At 70.3% G+C, this 15819-nt stretch carries 13 protein-coding genes; 2 read left to right on the top strand and 11 right to left on the bottom strand.

Annotated elements, in window-relative coordinates:
* Positions 1-33 precede the first annotated feature (33 nt).
* From ABGB18_RS15415 to pgsA, 11 genes are all read right to left on the bottom strand, one after another.
* Positions 34-1179: a GNAT family N-acetyltransferase gene (locus ABGB18_RS15415; RefSeq protein WP_347696157.1), complete on the bottom strand. Its 1146-nt coding sequence runs from the start codon at positions 1177-1179 to the stop codon at positions 34-36.
* Between the two features lie 11 nt (positions 1180-1190).
* Positions 1191-3005 carry a hypothetical protein gene (locus ABGB18_RS15410; RefSeq protein WP_347696156.1) on the bottom strand — a complete coding sequence of 605 codons (1815 nt, stop codon included), beginning with the start codon at positions 3003-3005 and terminating at the stop codon, positions 1191-1193.
* A 90-nt stretch (positions 3006-3095) separates the two neighbouring features.
* Positions 3096-3845: a YebC/PmpR family DNA-binding transcriptional regulator gene (locus ABGB18_RS15405; RefSeq protein ID WP_347696155.1), complete on the bottom strand. Its 750-nt coding sequence runs from the start codon at positions 3843-3845 to the stop codon at positions 3096-3098.
* A 3-nt stretch (positions 3846-3848) separates the two neighbouring features.
* Entirely contained in the window at positions 3849-4427 is a 579-nt protein-coding gene (gene pdxT / locus ABGB18_RS15400; RefSeq protein ID WP_347696154.1) for a pyridoxal 5'-phosphate synthase glutaminase subunit PdxT, read from the bottom strand.
* 151 nt (positions 4428-4578) lie between these two features.
* Positions 4579-6264 carry an alkaline phosphatase D family protein gene (locus tag ABGB18_RS15395; RefSeq protein ID WP_347696153.1) on the bottom strand — a complete coding sequence of 562 codons (1686 nt, stop codon included), beginning with the start codon at positions 6262-6264 and terminating at the stop codon, positions 4579-4581.
* 232 nt (positions 6265-6496) lie between these two features.
* Entirely contained in the window at positions 6497-7411 is a 915-nt protein-coding gene (gene pdxS, locus ABGB18_RS15390; RefSeq protein WP_347696242.1) for a pyridoxal 5'-phosphate synthase lyase subunit PdxS, read from the bottom strand.
* A gap of 129 nt (positions 7412-7540) precedes the next feature.
* The gene (locus ABGB18_RS15385; protein WP_347696152.1) at positions 7541-8551 is read right to left on the bottom strand and encodes a DUF3048 domain-containing protein; all 1011 of its coding nucleotides are present in this window, start codon (positions 8549-8551) and stop codon (positions 7541-7543) included.
* A gap of 62 nt (positions 8552-8613) precedes the next feature.
* Positions 8614-9144, bottom strand: coding sequence for a hypothetical protein (locus ABGB18_RS15380; RefSeq protein WP_347696241.1), 531 nt, complete (start codon positions 9142-9144; stop codon positions 8614-8616).
* Between the two features lie 8 nt (positions 9145-9152).
* Positions 9153-10283, bottom strand: coding sequence for a glycosyltransferase family 4 protein (locus ABGB18_RS15375; protein ID WP_347696151.1), 1131 nt, complete (start codon positions 10281-10283; stop codon positions 9153-9155).
* Complete coding sequence (locus ABGB18_RS15370; protein WP_347696150.1) at positions 10280-11188, bottom strand: phosphatidylinositol mannoside acyltransferase; 909 nt, start codon at positions 11186-11188, stop codon at positions 10280-10282. Before ABGB18_RS15370 ends, ABGB18_RS15375 begins: the two co-directional genes overlap by 4 nt.
* The gene (gene pgsA, locus ABGB18_RS15365; RefSeq protein ID WP_347696149.1) at positions 11185-11808 is read right to left on the bottom strand and encodes a phosphatidylinositol phosphate synthase; all 624 of its coding nucleotides are present in this window, start codon (positions 11806-11808) and stop codon (positions 11185-11187) included. The genes ABGB18_RS15370 and pgsA overlap by 4 nt, the downstream gene beginning before the upstream one ends.
* A 147-nt stretch (positions 11809-11955) precedes the next feature.
* On the opposite strand from pgsA, the gene ABGB18_RS15360 reads away from it, so the two are divergent.
* Together ABGB18_RS15360 and ABGB18_RS15355 are read left to right on the top strand one after the other, a co-directional pair.
* Entirely contained in the window at positions 11956-14094 is a 2139-nt protein-coding gene (locus ABGB18_RS15360) for an elongation factor G-like protein EF-G2 (protein ID WP_347696148.1), read from the top strand.
* A gap of 130 nt (positions 14095-14224) precedes the next feature.
* Positions 14225-15784 carry a family 10 glycosylhydrolase gene (locus ABGB18_RS15355; protein WP_347696147.1) on the top strand — a complete coding sequence of 520 codons (1560 nt, stop codon included), beginning with the start codon at positions 14225-14227 and terminating at the stop codon, positions 15782-15784.
* The last annotated feature ends 35 nt before the right edge of the window (positions 15785-15819 follow it).

Below are 15819 nucleotides of genomic sequence, written 5' to 3'. Positions count from 1 at the left end.
CGGCGGGACCGGCCGTGCACCGGGAAACGCCTGTCACCAGTGCTCAAGCATGTACGGCTTCGCCGCGAAGGCCGAGTCGAGTGCCTCGTCGTATCGGTCATCTCCGGACATGAGCCCGCTGAGCCGCAGCGTGGCGGACGGGATTCCGGCGTACAGGGCGGAGAGGCCGTTCACGCTGAGCTGAACCCCGTCCGGCGACGTCACCGGCGTGACAGCGCCCGATCCGCCGGAGATCTCCAGCCGCCACGTGCCCCCGCCCCGCACCGCGTCGGCCACGCTGACGACCGCGTCGCACGACACGTGCTCCGGATAGCCCCGGCGCTCGACCGCCGTGGCCACGTCCAGCACCCTGAACATCCACCGCACCTGCCGCACCTCGACCCTCGTCCACTCGCGCAGCAGCCACAGCATCGGGTCGTCCGGCGCCACGGAGGCGAGGACCTGCTTGGCGACCGACGACCCGCTGCCCACCAGCGACCACAGCGTCCTGAGCGTCTCCTCCGACCCGGCGACGAGGCTGTCGACCTCGATGTCCGCCCCGGGCCAGCGGTAGATGACGTAGCCGTCCTCGGTGAGGTAGAGGAAGTCGTCCGGGTTGCCGAGCCACAGACGCCAGGTGTCCACGTCCCACGAGGCGGGCCCGCTGGCGCGGGCGGCGCCGTGCACGCGGTGCAGCAAGGAGACCACCTCGGCGGCGTCGGCCGGCCCCATCCTGCGCACCTTGACCTCCGTGGCCGGCCGGATCGCGCGCAGCGCCTCGGCCGGGAGCGTCACGACGTGCTGCGCGCCGGCGTGCTCGTAGCCGACGGAGCGGTAGATGGGCGTGGTGGCGGGGTAGAGCGCGGACACCGCGTCGCCGAGCGCCACGCCCCGGCGGATGACGGCCCGCATGAGCCGGGTGCCGACGCCGCGCCCGCGGTCCTCGGGGCCGACGGTGACCCCGGCGATCCCGGCCATCGGCTGCGGCCTGCCGTGCCACCACTGTGTGAACCCCCGCAACCGGGCCGCTCCTGCCAGCCGCGAGCCGTCGAACACGCCAATGTAGCGGCCCTCACCGAGCACCGGGAGCACGGCCTGGCGCCACCTCTCCTTGTCGGCCTCCGGCGAGGGGCCGAACGAGCGCCTGCGCAGGTCAAGAACGTCGTCAAGATCATCAGGAGTCACATCGCGAATGTCCACGGTCAATCAACTTACGCAGTCGGCGTACGAGGCCGCGAACCGGACAGTGTGACGGCCAGCCTGTCGAGGTAGAGCACCTGCGCGGCCACGACGGCGATCACGGCGACGGCCACGATGACCAGCGGTGTCGCCGCACCGACGTCGACCGGGGCGGTGCCGTACGCGCTGACCCCGGCGAGCTGCGCGACCGGCGTGGGGAAGAGGGCGGTGTCCTGGGCGACCAGCAGGGGCCAGAGCAGGTCGTGGGCGTTCAGCAGGGTGACGGCCCCGGCGAGGATGCCCGCCATGGGGAGCGAGGGCACGAACACGCCGCTGAAGAAGTCGCGGTCCGTACGCTCGGCCAGCCCCTTGCACAGCAACGTGAGCACCAGCAGCGCCGGGACGCTCACGAGCAGCGGCGGGAAGAGCGACAGGAAGGAGTCGAGCACGCCGAGGTTGCGCATGTTCTGCCAGTTCGCGACGGCGAACGGGCCGGGGCCGACGAACAGCCAGGGCGCGAACGCCAGCAGCAGCCACTCACTGCGCCGTCCGAGCGGCCGCAACCCGCCGATGCCGAGCGCCCCCAGGTACGCGACGCCCACCGAGATGATCGCGCCCGCGACGGCGGGCACCCAGGTGTTCACCTGGGTCCGCAGGCCGATCTGCGGCCCCGCCCCTCTGCCGCCGCCGGGTCGACCCAGCACGCCGTCGATCCACGGCCAGGCGAGCACGAGCGCGACGGCGACCACGACCACCAGTGCCACCACGCCGACGGCCATGCCCGCCGCCCCCGCCCGGCGCTCCGGCGACCCCTGCCGCAGATCGGACGCGGCCGGTGCGCCCTCCCGAAAGCCCGGCGAACCCGCCGGCCCCTGCGGAAACCCGGGAGCCCCCCGCGTTCCCCGCGGAAAGCCCGAAGCCCCCGGCGCCCCCTGAGGGAGAGCCGGGGAGCCCGGCGCGCCCTGCGGGAAAGCCTCAAAAGCGCCCTGCGGGGCCTCTTGGCCGGTGCGCGCCCGCCCGGTCACCGTGATGCTCAGCCGCGAGACCACCGCGATGACCGTGGCGACGATGCCCAGCACCCCGAGGATCACCCCCGCAAGGACCGCCACGGCCGCTCCAGCGCCGAAATCGGCCCGGGTGAAGGCATTGTCGTACTGAAGCTGCGCGAGTGTCCGTGTGCTGCCCTGAGGCCCGCCCCGGCTGAGCACAAAGGCGATCGAGAACGTCTGCAGCCCAGTCGCGATCATGGCGAGCGCGACGAGCGCCGCCACGACGAGCATCGCGGGCACCACCCGCCCCCCGCGCAACGCGGGCAGGAACGCCATGGTGGCCAGCGCGCACACCACGCCGAAGGTGCCGGCCGCGATGAGCAGCCGCATCGTCCCCGGCGCGGTCGCCTGCTCGCGGAGCCCCCGCACGAGGGTGGTGATGCCGGTCGAATCCTGCATGGTCCCCTGGATCCAGCCCAGCGCCACGGCCACCGGCGAGAACGTGACGACGGCGAGCGACAGCACGATCCGCCCGGCCCGCCGCACCCAGATGCCGCCCCGGTCGAGCGCCACGGCCAGCAGCGGCCCCACCACCAGGGCCACCAGGAGCGGCATCAGCGACAGCGAGACGGTGAACCCGAGCGCCCGCCACCAGTCGCCGCCGCCCAGCAACTCGGTGTAGTTGGACGGCCCGGCGAAGGTCGCCTCCTTGAGCACGCCACCGCTCTGGAAGCTGAGCCAGATCGACTGGCCCGTCGGCAGCACCAGCGAGATGAGGGTGCCGAGTAATGCGGGCGCGGCCAGCAGCCAACCGAGCGCGGGAGAGGGTGCCTGCGGAGTACGGGTGGGGGAAGTCACGTCGCCCGACCCTACGCCGCCGCGGCCCCGCCCCGCATCCCGCCCCGCGAAGCCGTCAGGGGCGATCGGACGTCAGCCCCTTCCGGCAGGTCAGTCCAGGGCCGCCAGCACGTCGTCGGCGACGTCGAAGTTGGCGTAGACGTTCTGCACGTCGTCGCTGTCCTCCAGCGCGTCGATGAGCCGGAACACCTTCTTGGCGCCCTCCTCGTCGAGCGGCACGCTCATCGTCGGCAGGAAGCTCGACTCGGCCGAGTCGTAGTCGATCCCGTTTTCCTGCAGCGCCTTGCGCACCGGCACCAGGTCACCGGCCTCGGAGACGACCTCGAACGACTCGCCCAGGTCGTTGACCTCCTCGGCGCCCGCGTCGAGCACGGCCATGAGCACGGTGTCCTCGTCGAGCCCGTCCTTGGGCACGATCACGACGCCCTTGCGGTTGAACATGTAGGACACGGAACCGGGGTCGGCCAGCGAGCCGCCGTTGCGGGTCAGCGCGACGCGCACCTCGGAGGCGGCGCGGTTGCGGTTGTCGGTCAGGCACTCGATGAGCACGGCGACACCGCCGGGCGCGTAGCCCTCGTACATGATCGTCTGCCAGTCGGCGCCGCCGGCCTCCAGGCCGCCGCCGCGCTTGCGGGCGCGCTCGATGTTGTCGTTGGGCACGGAGTTCTTCTTCGCCTTGAAGATGGCGTCGAAGAGGGTGGGGTTGGCGTCCGGGTCAGGGCCACCGGTCCGGGCCGCCACCTCGATGTTCTTGATGAGCTTCGCGAACAGCTTGCCGCGCTTGGCGTCGAGCGCGGCCTTCTTGTGCTTCGTCGTCGCCCATTTGGAGTGGCCGGACATTACCTAGAACTCCCTCAGCATGTCTACGAAGTAACGGTGCACGCGCGCGTCCCCGGTCAGCTCGGGGTGGAACGACGTCGCGAGCAACGGCCCTTGACGGACCGCGACGATCCTATCCCCCGGCTCGCACCTGCCCAGCACTTCCACGTCGCCACCGACCGATTCGACCCAGGGAGCGCGGATGAAAACCGCGTGCACCGACTGCCCGGCGAAGTCCAGATCGGACTCGAAGGAGTCGACCTGGCGGCCGAACGCGTTGCGCCTGACGACCATGTCGATGCCGCCGATCGTCTGCTGCCCGGCGATGCCGTCCTCGATCCGGTCGGCCAGCATGATCATGCCGGCGCAGGAGCCGTAGGCGGGCATGCCCTCCTTGATCCGCAGGCGCATCGGCTGCAGCATGTCGAAGGTCTCGGCGAGCTTCCACATGGTGGTGGACTCCCCGCCGGGGATGACCAGGCCGTCGACCGCGTCCAGCTCGGCGGGCCGGCGTACGGCGGTCGCCGACGCGCCGGCCTCCTGGAGCATGCGCACATGCTCGCGCACGTCTCCCTGGAGAGCGAGTACACCGATCGTGGGCACAGTCGATCCTTCCGTCCGGGTGCGAGTTCAGACCATTCAACACCAGGATCGCCCGGGATCTTCCTCCCAGGCGGCCCTGAGGTGGACGGACTTGCGGCCGAACGGGGAGAACCGGGCCGGGCCCGGCGGCCCGGCCCGGTTCTCGGCGGGTTTACGGGCGTTCCGTCTCCAGGCGGACCGTGTCCTCCGCCGTGATCGGCTGCGAGCGCAGCGCCGGGTCGAGCGGCCGCAGGTACGTCTGCTGCACCCCCGGCACCCGGTCCTCGATCACGAACGTGGCCCTGGTGTAGACCTCCGACCCGGGCGTCTGCACCTGAGGCACCACCTTGAAGTCGGCGGTCATCAGGTCGCGCTCGATCTTGGTCAGCACGTAGCCGCGCTGGTTGTTGTAGAACTTCAGGTGCGGGTTGATCGCGAGGAACGGATGCGAGGCCGGGTCCGAGTCGGCGCCGTTGCCGCCGGTCGAGATCGACGTGGCCACCAGCTCGGAGCCGACGCTGGGCCCGGTCGGGTCGTCGTAGTCCAGCTTGAGGTCGCTGGCCCAGTGGGCGTGCACGTCACCGGTGAGCACCACGGGGTTGCGGACCTTGGCGTCCAGCCAGCCCTGCGTGATGCGCCGGCGGGAGGCGACGTAGCCGTCCCAGGCGTCCATGCTAGTGATCTTGGCGGGGCCGGCGTTGTTGTCGCGCTGGGCGAAGAAGACCTGCTGGCCCAGGATGTCCCACTGCGCGCGCGAGTGGTGGAAGCCGTCCAGCAGCCACGCCTCCTGCTTCGCGCCAGTGATCGAGCGCGCCGGGTCCACGGCGGCCGGGCAGTCGCGGTAGCCGTCGTCGCAGCCCTGGTCGTCGCGGTACTGGCGGGTGTCCAGCATGTGGAAGGTGGCCATCCGGCCCCACCGGATGCGCCGGTAGAGCTGCATGTCGACGCCGCGCGGGATCGAGGTGCGGCGCAGCGGCATGTTCTCGTAGTAGGCGCGGAAGGCGGCCTCGCGCCTGGCCATGAAGTTCGGCTGCGGGATGTCCGGACGCTCGGGCACCGCGCCGGCCCAGTTGTTGTCCAGCTCGTGGTCGTCCCACACCACCAGCCAGGACGCGGCGGCGTGCGCGGCCTGGAGGTCGGGGTCGGCCTTGTACTGGGCGTGGCGCTGGCGGTAGCCGGCCAGGGTCTCGGTCTCGGGGCCCTCGTGGTCGCGGACGTTGCCGCCGGGGATGGTGTAGGTGTCCTTGGTGTACTCGTACTGGTAGTCGCCCAGGTGCAGGATGAGGTCCGGGCGGTCCTCGGCCAGCCTGCGGTAGGACGTGAAGAAGCCGTGCTCGTACTGGGCGCACGAGACGAAGGCCATCGACAGGCCCCGGCCGTACGAGAGCGGGTGCGGAGCGGTGCGGGCGCGGCCGATCGGTGAGACGTACGGGCCGACCCGGAAGCGGTACCAGTATTCGCGGTCGGAGCTCAGGTTCTTGACCTCGACGTGCACGCTGTGGCCCCACTCGGGCGCGGCCACGGTCACCCCCGAGCGCACGACGCGGCGGCCGCGCTCGTCGGAGTAGATCTGCCACAGCACCGGGAACGGCCGCTGCGGCATGCCGCCGAGCCCGTCCTCGGCCATGGGCTGCTGGGCCAGCCTGGTCCACAGCACGAACCCCTCGTGGTCGGGGTCGCCGGAGGCGACGCCGAGCGTGAACGGGTCGGTACGCAGACCGCGCGAGGCCAGGGTCTGGGCCGTCTCGGCGGCGGGGTCGGGAGTGGGATCGGCGTGTGCGGCGCCGGCGGGAATGGCAGCCGCGGCCCCCGCGGCTAACCCTGTGACGAGGAAGTGCCTGCGGTTGAGCTGGGACATGTGTGGCTCCTGAAAACGATCAAGGGTTGCCCGTAGCTTGACTGAGAATCATGACTACTCGGTGAACGCCACACAACACGAAAAAGACGACATCCTTCGCGAATGCCGCCCCTTCCGACAATTCTTGCCGTCACAGGATGGCGCCCCGGCCGGGCGGGGATGCGCCGTCCCACGCCCGCCGTGAGCGATCATGCCACATGGACAAGCCCCCGACCTGCGACGACGCGCCGGTCTACCAGCCGCGCTCGGCCAGCCGGTGCGGCTGCGGGATCTCGTCGACGTTGATGCCGACCATGGCCTCGCCCAGCCCGCGGGAGACCTTGGCGACCACGTCGGGGTCGTCGTGGAAGGTGGTGGCCTTGACAATGGCCGCGGCGCGCTTGGCCGGGTCGCCGGACTTGAAGATGCCCGAGCCCACGAACACGCCCTCGGCGCCGAGCTGCATCATCATCGCGGCGTCGGCGGGGGTGGCGATGCCGCCCGCGGTGAACAGCACGACCGGCAGCTTGCCGGTCTTGGCCACCTCGGCGACCAGCTCGTAGGGGGCCTGCAGCTCCTTGGCGGCGACGTACAGCTCGTCTTCCGGCAGCGAGGTGAGGCGCTTGATCTCGGCGCGGATCGTACGCATGTGGGTGACGGCGTTGGAGACGTCGCCGGTGCCCGCCTCGCCCTTGGAGCGGATCATGGCCGCGCCCTCGGTGATGCGGCGGAGGGCCTCGCCCAGGTTGGTGGCGCCGCACACGAACGGCACCGTGAACTGCCACTTGTCGATGTGGTTGGCGTAGTCGGCCGGGGTGAGCACCTCCGACTCGTCCACGTAGTCGACACCGAGCGACTGCAGCACCCTGGCCTCGACGAAGTGGCCGATGCGGGCCTTGGCCATGACGGGGATCGACACGGCGGCGATGATGCCGTCGATCATGTCGGGATCGCTCATCCTGGAAACGCCGCCCTGGGCGCGGATGTCGGCGGGCACCCGCTCGAGGGCCATCACGGCCACCGCGCCGGCGTCTTCAGCGATCTTGGCCTGCTCGGGGGTGACGACGTCCATGATGACGCCGCCCTTGAGCATCTCGGCCATGCCGCGCTTGACGCGCGCGGTTCCGGTGACGGGGGTGTTCTGGGACGTGCTGCTGGACACGGTCATCCTCACGGGCTCTCGGTAAGTTATCAAGCCCATGGTAGGTCCTGCGGGACCACACCTCCGACATGCCAACATGTCAACATTTGTCGCCCACATTATCCAGACAGGCGGCCACAGCGCGTCTCCGCGTACCTACGGGATGACGGGCTTGCGGCTGGCGAGGGCGACCCACACCTGGCCGGGCGCGAAGTTCATCGGATCGCCGCTCTCCGTGGTGAACGTCGTGCCGTCCTTCTCCGACTTCCGCTCCCAGTTGGCGTTGAAGGCCTGGCCGTCGCGCAGCACGACCGCCTTGCCCTTGCCCGTGGTGTGCACGAGCGGCGTGTAGCTGTCGTTCAGGTCGTGGAACTCCGAGCGCTCGGTCTTGGTGTACTGGATGACGACCGTGGGAGCGCCGAGCTGGCCGCCCTCGGCCGCCATGTCCTTCTTGCCGTCCTGCCAGATCATCCACTGCTTCTTCTCCTCCGACCAGGCGAAGGTGAAGCGGGCGGCGGGCCACTTGACGGTGTAGGACTTGCGTGGCGTCCCGCCCTCCGGCGCGTCCCCGAAGGTGAAGCCGATGTCCTTGGCCTTGCTCGCCTTGGGTGCCTTGGCGATCAGCTTCTTCGTGGTGGCGAACAGGTTGTAAGGGGCGAAGCGGCCGGGCTGGCGGAAGTACGCCGCGGGGTTGCGCGTGTCACCCACGTCGAACAGCGACGCCTCGGCGACGAACGGCAGCATCTTGGTCTGCACGCCGGAGTAGGAGAAGGCCGGCTTGCCGAACTGCGGCGCGATGTGCAGGTCGGAGATGCGGGCGCTGCGCACGGGTCCCACCTTGGCGGGAAGCTTGGAGGAGAAGATCGCCATGAGCCTGGTCAGACCGGCTTCGACCTGCTCGACGTAGACGATGTCCGCGCTTTTCAGGCCGAGCTGCGGCTTGCCCGCCGCGGTGTTCTCGATCTTTACCGCCAGCACCGGCTTGAGCTGCTCGTACGGCTTGCCGGTGAAGGGATGGGTCTTGACCTCGACGGGCTCCTCCGTCGGCGCGGCCGGGGCGGCCTGCGGGGCCTTGCCAGGGGCGGGCTCCTCAGCGGAGCAGGCCGCGACCGGGAGCAGCACGGCCGCTCCGGCCAGCCAGATCGTGATCATCCGGGGTAGCCGCACCTGAACACTCCTCGCTTCAGCCCTGAAAACGGGATGAAGCTTACTGGCTCCGCCAAATTAGGTCATTCAGTTGCCATAGCCGCAGGCGGATTGTCATCTATTTCGAAGAATCGGGGGTATTCGGTATGCCCGGCCAGGCGGAGCATCCGGGCGAGCCAGCGGCGCTGGGCCGTACGCGTGACTCCCACCGCGTTGTTGTAGAAGCGCCGCGAGTAGACCACCTTGGCCACGGCCGTGTCGAGCTCGTCCAGCAGGTCGCGGCCGCCCGGCGCCTCCGACAGCTTCTCCCTGAACCGCTCCTGGTCCACGGCCGCGCGCAGCGCCCGCGACAGGTCGCTCTCGGCGTGCTCGCGCTCCTCGGGCCCGGCCGTCCTGGCCTCGTGCGCGGCGGCGGCCAGCACCAGGGAGGTGGCCGGGTCGAGCAGGCGCGAGCCGGCCAGCTCCAGCACCACCGCCCTGCGCCGCATCAGCGCGGCGTCCAGCGACTCGCCGGCCAGCTCCAGCCGGATGTGCAGGCGGTCCAGCCGGCCCGCCCGCCAGGAGATGTAGACGGCCGTGAGCACCACGACGATGCCCACGACCAGCGCGGTCATGGCCGGAGTCACAGGTCTTCCTCCACCCGCCCGGCACCACTCGTGGTGACCGTCTCGTAGACGCGTACGACGTCCCGCGCGACCGTGGACCAGTCGTACTTCCTGACCGCCACCAGCGCCTCCTCCGCCAGCTTGACCCGGCGCTCGGGGGCGTCGAGCAGCGCGGCGGCCTCACGCGCCAGCGAGTCGGGGTCGCCGTTGGCGAACAGCGCGCCCGCCTGGCCCTCCCCGAGCACCCTGCGGAAGGCCGGGATGTCGCTGGCCAGCACCGTCGCCCCGGACGCCATGGCCTCGGCCAGCACGATGCCGAAGCTCTCTCCCCGGGTGTTGGGCGCGCAGAACACGTCCACCGAGTGGTAGGCGCGGATCTTGTCAGCCTCGCTCACCATGCCGAGCACCGTCACCCGGCCGTGGAAGGCCTTCCGCACCCGCTCGTAGACGTCCTTCGCGTCGCCCGGCCCGGCGAGGAGCAGCCGCAGATGCGGCCGTTCGGCGGCCAGCGTGTTGAACGCGTCGAGCAGGATCGGCAGGCCCTTGCGCTCCTCGTCCATCCGGCCGAGGAAGCCGATCGTGCCCCCGTCGGGTCCCCACCCGCCGAGCGGCTCGGCCTCGGTGTAGCGGGAGACGGTGACGCCGTTGGGGATCAGCACCGCGTCGCCGCCGAACTGCTCCACCAGGCTCTTGCGGGCCGCGTCGGACACCGCGATGCGGCCGCTCAGCTTCTCCAGCGCACTGCGCAGCAGCGGCTCGGCCACCGCGATGGCGCGCGAGCGGGTGAACGAGGCGTGGAACGTCGCCACGATCGGGCCCTTGGCCGCCCAGCAGGCCAGCACGCCCAGGCTGGGGATCAGCGGCTCGTGGATGTGCAGCACGTCGAAGCCGCCCGTACGCACCCACCGCCGCACCCGCGCCGCCGACAGGAACCCGAACGACATCCTGGCCACCGACCCGTTGTACGGCACCGGCACCGCCCGCCCGGCCCCGGTCACGTAGGCCGGCAGGTCCTCGTCGTCGGCCGCCGGCGCGATCACGGACACCTCGTGCCCCTGCGCGAGCAGGGCCTGTGCCAGATCGTCGATGTGCTGCTTGACCCCGCCCGGCATGTCCCACGAGTACGGGCAGACCACGCCGATCCTCATCGGCGCAGGTCTTCCAGCCACAGTCGCTGCATCATGTGCCAGTCCTCGGGATGCTCGGCGATGCCCTTCTCGAACACGTCCGTCAGGCTCTGCGCCACCGCCGCGGCCTTCTCCTGCCTGGTGCCCTCCGCCGGGACGGGAACCTCCTCGTGGATGTGGATGCCCCAGTCGTCGCCCACGAAGTAGACGATGGCGGGCAGCAGCGCGGCCCCGGTCTGCACGGCCAGCAGCGGCGGCCCCGCGGGCACCTTGGTGGTCGCGCCGAAGAAGCGCACCTCGATGCCGCTCTTGGTGAGGTCGCGCTCGGCGGGCAGGCACACGACGCCGCCCTTGCGCACCCGGGCGGCCAGCGTGCCGAAGTTGTGCCCGTCGCCGCCGGTGAGCGGCAGCACCTCCATGCCCAGCCCCTCGCGGAAGGCCACGTAGCGGCGGAACAGCGACTCCGGCCTGAGCCGCTCGGCCACCGTCGTGAACGGGTGCCCCACGCCCACCAGCCAGGCGCCGGCCTGGTCCCAGTTGCCCATGTGCGGCAGCGCCAGCACCACGCCCCGGCCCGCCGCGACGTTGTCGTGGACGTGCTCGGCGCCGATGACGTGGGTGCGGCGCACGATCTCCTCGGTCCGCATCGACGGCAGCCGGAAGACCTCGTGGAAGTAGCGGAAGTAGGAGCGCATGCCGGCCCGGCTGAGCGCGCGCATCTCGCGGCCGCCCGCCTCGAGGCCGGTCACCCTGGCGAGGTTGGACTCCAGACGGCGTACGGACTTGCCACGCCGGCTCCAGACCCGGTCCGCCATGAAGCGGAAGACCGCGGCCGTGGGGCGCTCGGGCAGCAACGGCACGACTTTCCAGCCGGCCGCGAAGCCCGCGGCCACCACACGATCGCTGACGGACGCCTTCTCGCTCATCTCTCCCTCGTCTGCGTGTAGACGTGCCACACCCGCTGACCCACGGTGACCAGGCTGGCCGCCGCGAGCAGCCACATGCCGCCGGCCAGGACGTAAGGCACCCCGAGCCCCGCGAGGCAGGCCGCCACCAGCGCCACGACCAGCCGCTCCGGCCGCTCGGCCAGCCCCACGTCAGCCGTCAGCCCGAGCCCCTCGGCCCTGGCCTTGGCGTAGGAGACCACGGCCCCGGCGACCAGGCAGACGAGTGTCACCGCGGCCATCAGAGTGTCGTCTCTGGAGATGAAATACAAGATCAGGCCGGCGAAGATGGCGGCGTCGGCCACCCGGTCGAGCGTCGAGTCGAGGAACGCCCCCCAGGTGCTGCCGCCATTGCCGCCGAGCCGGGCGACCACGCCGTCGAGCAGGTCGAAGAGCACGAAGACAGTGATCACCAGGGCACCCACGGTCAGGCGGCCCAAGGGGAAGAAGAGCAGGGCGGAGATCACCGTGCCGAGGGTGCCGATCGCCGTGACGGCGTCCGGGCCGATCCCGCGGCCGGCGAGGGCCCTGCCCAGCGGGGTGAGTATCCGGGTCATGGCCGGGCGCAGGAGTTTGAGCATCGCCGTCCGATCGTAGGCCATGAAGCGCCTGACAACTTTCTTTGCCCCGCCCCCCTTGTGATATCCGCCACAGGGGTATTTGGTGAACACACCGCGTCCATGCGGTTTCCATTAGCCCTCCGCGCGGGCGCGGCGTTGGACAACGAACCGACGACGCGGGAGGCCGATGTGGCTGAACGGAACACAGGCGGCGCCGTAGGAGCCGCGGGCAGGGCACCAACGGCCGACAGGGCGGATGCCATACGCAATGTCGTGCTGGTCGGCCACTCAGGAGCGGGTAAGACGACCCTCGTCGAGCAGTTGCTGGCCGCCACGGGCACCATCCAGCGCGCGGGACGGGTGGAAGACGGCAACACGGTCAGCGACTTCGACGAGGTGGAGGTTCGGCAGCAGCGGTCGGTCAACCTCGCCGTGGCACCTCTGGTGCACAACGGCATCAAGATCAATCTTCTCGACACTCCCGGTTACGCCGACTTCGTGGGCGACCTGCGCGCCGGACTGCGCGCGGCCGACGCCGCGTTGTTCGTGGTGTCGGCGGCCGAGGGCATCGACGGCCTGACCCGGATGCTCTGGGAGGAGTGCGGCCGCGTCGGCATGCCGCGGGCGGTGGTCATCACCAAGATCGACCACCAGCGGGCCAACTTCGACGAGGTGCTCGCCGCCTGCCAGGACGTCTTCGGCGACGGGGTCGCGCCCCTTTACCTCCCGGTGATCACCAACGGTCACGTCAACGGGCTGATCGGGTTGCTGACACAGAAGTTCTACAACTACGCCACCGGCGACCGTACCGAGAAGGAGCCGGGGGCGGACTACGAGGCGCAGATCGAGGAGCACCGCGGAGTGCTGATCGAGGGGATCATCCAGGAGAGCGAGGACGAATCGCTCATGGATCGCTACCTCGAGGGCGACCCCATCGACACCAAGGTCCTGATCGAGGACCTGGAGAAGGCCGTCGCCCGCGGCAGCTTCTACCCCGTGCTGTGCACGGGCCTCGGCGTCGGCGCCCACGAACTGCTCGAACTCGTCACACAGGGTTTCCCGTCACCGCCCGAACACCCCATGCCCGAGATCACCGACCTGTCCGGCAAGCCGGTCAAGGGCATCTCCTGCGACCCGGACGGGCCGCTCGTCGCCGAGGTCGTCAAGACCACCAGCGACCCGTACGTGGGCCGCATCAGCCTGGTACGCGTCTTCTCCGGCACACTGCGCCCGGACATGACCGTGCACGTGTCCGGGCACGGCCTGGCCGACCGCGGGCACGAGGACCACGACCTCGACGAGCGCATCGGCACCCTGACCTGCCCCCTGGGCAAGCAGCAGCGCGCCACGGCCAAGGGCGTCGCCGGCGACATCATCGCGGTCGCCAAGCTCTCGCGGGCCGAGACCGGGGACACCCTGTCCGAGGTCGAGCACCCGCTGGTGATGACCGCCTGGGAGATGCCCGACCCGCTGCTACCCGTGGCGATCAGGGCCAGGTCCAAGGCCGACGAGGACAAGCTCTCGCAGGCCCTGGGCAGGCTGGTGGCCGAGGACCCGACCCTGCGGCTGGAGAACAACGCCGAGACCCGCCAGCTCGTCCTGTGGTGCATGGGCGAGGCGCACACCGACGTGCTCCTCGACCGCCTGTCCAAGCGCCACGGCGTCGAGGTGGAGCGGGTCGAGCTGCGGGTGCCGCTGCGCGAGACGTTCGGCGGCAAGTGCCAGGCGATGGGCCGCAACGTCAAGCAGACCGGCGGCCACGGCCAGTACGCGATCTGCCACCTCGAGGTCGAGCCCCTGCCGTCCGGGGGAGGCTTCGAGTTCGTGGACAAGATCGTGGGCGGCGTCGTGCCCCGCCAGTTCATCCCGTCGGTGGAGAAGGGGGTGCGGGCCCAGATGGAGCGGGGCGTCGTCGCCGGCTACCCGATGGTGGACGTGCGCGTCACCCTGTACGACGGCAAGGCCCACTCGGTCGACTCCTCCGACATGGCCTTCCAGATCGCCGGTCAGCTCGCGCTGAAGGAGGCGGCATCGAAGGTCCCGACGCTGCTGCTGGAGCCGGTGGACGAGCTGGCGGTGCTGGTGGCCGACGACTACGTGGGATCGGTGATGTCCGACCTGTCGTCGCGGCGCGGGCGGGTGCTCGGCACCGAGCCCGTCGGCACCGGGCGCACGCTGGTCAAGGCGGAGGTGCCCGAGCTGGAGATCACGCGTTACGCCATCGATCTGCGATCGATGTCACACGGCACCGGTACGTTCCAGCGCACGTTCCTGCGCTACGAGCCGCTGCCGCCGAACCTGGCGAGCAAGGTGGCGGCCACGGAATGAGGCGCGACGAGGCCGGGAGGATTTTGCTTCCTCCCGGCCCAGCCATGCGCTTTAGTCACATAAGTATCACGACTTGATTTCAGTTTTCCGCGCCGGGTGGCACAAGTGAACTGCCACACTGGATGGCACTATGCGAACTGGACGCCCACTCCTCGCCGCCGCCGCCTTGGCGGTCGTCGCCATGGCCGCCGCCTACGTCTTCGGTCCCGGAGCCGGATCGAGTCCCGCGCAGAGCCGGAAGAAGCAGGCCGCCGCCGCGCCGGCCGCCGCCTGTGAGGCCGACACGCGCTACCCCAAGCGGGAGCTGCGCGGGGTGTGGATCGCCACGACCACCAACATCGACTGGCCCTCCAGGACCGGGCTCAGCCCCGCCAGGCAGCGGGCCGAATACGTGAAGATCATGGACGCCGCCGCCCGGCGCAATCTGAACGCGGTCTTCCTCCAGGTACGGCCGGCTTCCGACGCGCTCTACAAGTCCTCGCTGGAGCCCTGGTCGCAGTATCTGACGGGCACGGCGGGCAAGGACCCCGGCTGGGACCCGATGCCGTTCCTCATCGAGGAGGCGCACAAGCGCGGCCTGGAGTTCCACGCCTGGTTCAACCCCTACCGCGCGGCCTACGACGCCAGCCCGGCCAAGCTGCCCGCGGACCACCCGGCACGGCAGCATCCGGACTGGACGGTCAAATACGGCGGCCGCCTCTACTACAATCCCGGCCTGCCCGCCGTGCGCGACCACGTGATCAAGGTCATCACCGACGTGGTGGAACGTTACGACGTGGACGGCGTCCACTTCGACGACTACTTCTATCCGTATCCGGTGGCGGGGGCGAAGTTCGACGACCGGGCGGCGTTCGCGAAATATGGCAAGGGCAAGAAGCTGGCCGGGTGGCGGCGCGACAACGTCAACACGCTGGTCGCCCAGGTGGACGAGGCGGTGCACGCGGCCAAACCGCACGTCAAGTTCGGCATCAGCCCGTTCGGCATCTGGCGTAACAAGTCCAACGACCCGGCCGGATCGGCTACGTCGGGCATGTCAGCGTACGACACGATTTATGCGGACGCGCGGGCCTGGATCCGGTCCGGCACCGTGGACTACGTCCTGCCGCAGCTCTACTGGCCGCGCGGGCACAAGCTGGCCGACTACACCACGCTCGCGCGGTGGTGGGGCGACGCGGTCGAGGGCAGCGACGTGCAGCTCTACATCGGGCAGGCCCTCTACCGGGTCGGGTCCAAGGACGACCGGGCCTGGACCAAGCCGGACGAGCTGGCCTCCCACGTGGCGCTCAACCGCGAGCGCGGGCAGGTGCAGGGCGACGTCTACTTCAGCGGCAAGCAACTCCTGAGCAACCCGCTCGGGGCGATGGACCGCATCGTCAAGGACCACTACAGCCGGCCCGCGCTGCTGCCGCTCATGAAGGATCTCGACAGAGCCGCCCCCGCCGCCCCGGCCAGGGCCCATGCAGCGGGCTCCACGGTGACCTGGCGACCGTCCGCGGGAGCCCGGGCGTACGCGGTCTACCGGGTGCCGGACTCGGGCAAGAACTGCCACACCACCGACGCCCGCAACCTGGTGGCCATCGTCACAAGCCCGACCTTCACCGCCAAGTCCGCGGGAACCTACCTGGTCACCTCACTCGACCGGCTCCACAACGAAAGCAAACCAACCAGGGTGAAGATCAACGATCTCTGACCCCAACACCCCCCAACACCACATACCGCCGCCCC

It is taken from the genome of Nonomuraea sp. B12E4, assembly GCF_039871825.1.
GTDB lineage: Bacteria > Actinomycetota > Actinomycetes > Streptosporangiales > Streptosporangiaceae > Nonomuraea.
The sequence above is the reverse complement of the archived record's forward strand: the minus strand, read 5'-3'. Positions and strand labels throughout refer to the sequence as shown.